This is a genomic window from Lutibacter oceani (genome assembly GCF_003384935.1).
In the GTDB taxonomy this organism is placed as follows: Bacteria; Bacteroidota; Bacteroidia; order Flavobacteriales; family Flavobacteriaceae; genus Lutibacter; species Lutibacter oceani.
The window spans coordinates 1-1825 of sequence record NZ_QTTQ01000003.1; the positions used below are offsets into that span (position 1 = coordinate 1).

Consider the following 1825-nt stretch of genomic DNA (forward strand, 5'->3'; position numbering starts at 1 on the left):
AAGGATCTTAACTAGATTTATCTTAAAAATTACAAATTATAATAGAATGCTAATCATTTTTCAATAGAACTAAAATTTTCCTCTGGCACTATTAATGCCAACGGTTTATGGTATGGAAAGTTGCGTTTTTGAAAACGTAATTTTCCGATGTTTAAATTTAAGTTTTTTATATTTTATAAATATTCTATTTAATTGAAATTAGCAATTTTTTATACCAATTGTTGGCAGTAGTTTTTAATAAGTATAAAGTCCTTTTATTAATCCTGAATGTAAAACGGCTTTCATTTTTGGATCAAATCGAGATTTATCATTTCTAATAATTGAGTAGATTCCTGCACCATTTTTACCAAAACTTATATTACTTATAATTCCCAACTCATATAAATATCTTAACAGAGCTTCTGGGCTCTTATTAATATTTTTATTACCAGTGTCAAAATATTTTTTCTTAAAAAAACCGGAAGTAAATGGTTCAGTCCCCATTGTTCTTAAAAGTGAAAATAAAGTATCTGTTGAAGGAATAATCGGAGATATTTCGTTTTTCAATTCATCAATTAACCAGGTAGAGTATTCTTTTTCAGCTGCATTAATTGTTTCAAAGTCTAATTTGTTTAAATTATCTGCTTGTTCTTTAATTTTTATGCAAAATTGCACTAAATCTCTAGGACGATGAAATGTTCTATGAATCATATATTTAAAAGGCTCAATAGGTCTTCCATTCTCTCTTAACTTTATGAATTTTTTGTTAAATATATAGTTAAACGAACCTGTTCCTTTTAATTCTTTAATGCTATTTTCAATACGAACATTCATTAATTGTAATAAAGCTGGATTATGCCAATCATTTTTATTAATAATCGTCCAATTCAATTTATATGTATGATAATCAAATTTAGCACTGTCAGGATCGTGACTACTGAATTGATTGAAAATATCAGACCTCAAATAAGCAATTATTTTGGAATTTTTATTTAAACCAAGGATTGTTGAGTTTAGTGAATATATTACTTTAAATAAACTAATAAGGGATTCAAAGTATTTTTTACTATCAATGTATAATGTATAGTTATCGTCAAGTTGGTCAAATTGAATTAAATAAGGTCGTTGAGATTCATTTAAATTATCTAAAATTAATTCTTCTAAACGATCATTTATTTCAGATATATTTTCAAAACCATCGTCTAATTGGATAGTGCTTTCGGAGTTTGTTTTAGGTCCGAGTCCTTTATATTGTAAACCTAATTCTGTTTTTTTAGTATGTGTTGTGATTTTTGAATGTAAATCTCGAAGATTTTTTCCAAATTTGAATTCTACAAATTCATATAACTCATTGTAATACGAAGTTTTTTTATTATTCTCATCTAAAACAATTTGTTTTGCAAATTCACTCAAAATTATATATTTCCAAATACTTTGGTATTGGTTAGGTCTAGAGAAGTCATCATCGCTTAATTTTAATAATTTTTGAAAAGGAAAACTTTTAAATGACAAGTTACTTATAACCATTGCTTTTTCAGGTTCTCTGTTTTTTATCCAATTGTAAATTGCAGATTTACCTGTTCCTTTCCTTCCTAATATGAAATATGCTGGTTCTGTTACAATTTTTTTCCAGTATTCCTTATCATAAAAATAGTTTTCTAGATTATAATCATATAGGGCATCAGGATTTCCGAAATCGGTATTTAATAAGGCTGTTATTGCATTCATAGTTCTTTTTTTTTTATTACTGCCAACGGTTTTGTATAACTAAAGTTGTGATTTGTTTTTTGCAATTTTTGTTTGATAAATTTAGTAAAATAAATATTAAGAAACATTCTATTTTAGA

Annotated in this window: 1 protein-coding gene; it reads right to left on the minus strand. The window is 25.9% G+C overall.

Translation table 11 applies throughout. The annotated features are described in order from the left end of the window. Window positions 1-234: 234 nt before the first annotated feature. The gene (locus BX611_RS00025; protein ID WP_115877455.1) at window positions 235-1707 is read right to left on the minus strand and encodes a P-loop ATPase, Sll1717 family; all 1473 of its coding nucleotides are present in this window, start codon (window positions 1705-1707) and stop codon (window positions 235-237) included. Between the last annotated feature and the right edge of the window lie 118 nt (window positions 1708-1825).